Source organism: Microtetraspora sp. AC03309, assembly GCF_020826795.1.
GTDB lineage: Bacteria > Actinomycetota > Actinomycetes > Streptosporangiales > Streptosporangiaceae > Microtetraspora > Microtetraspora glauca.
The window spans coordinates 1-387 of the sequence record NZ_JADDIL010000633.1; the positions used below are offsets into that span (position 1 = coordinate 1).

Annotated in this window: 1 protein-coding gene; it reads right to left on the reverse strand. The window is 62.8% G+C overall.

What is annotated here, in order from left to right; genetic code table 11:
* Positions 1 to 387 (reverse strand): NYN domain-containing protein (locus IMZ11_RS44705; protein ID WP_228649887.1); only part of this gene is annotated, 387 nt, incomplete at both ends.

Here is a 387-nt window from a genome sequence, read left to right on the forward strand (position 1 = left end):
GGCCGGAACGGCTGTAGCCATGCTCCCTGCTCGGGCAGCGAGTCCAGACCGATCCGTGGCAACGGTTCCCGGAACACACCGGGAATGTCCTCCAGATCGACAAACTCCAAGGTATCCGACGCTAACGCCCAGCTCGCATGTTCGCGAAATCCGAGCACCTGCACCGGGGTGCCCTCACGGGCAATTTCTTCCAGTGGTTGGCGGAACGCTTGTCCGTCCGCCGAGGCAACCAGAACTGCTGCCAGTCCCTCGCTGCGACGCAGGGCGATGTGGTCCAGCATGTCGCTGTCGACATCGCTGTCGTCGTCGATCTTCGGCTTCGCGAAGACAGCGAAACCCACGTTACGCAACGCTTCCACCCAGGGGCGCACAACATCGGCGCTACCT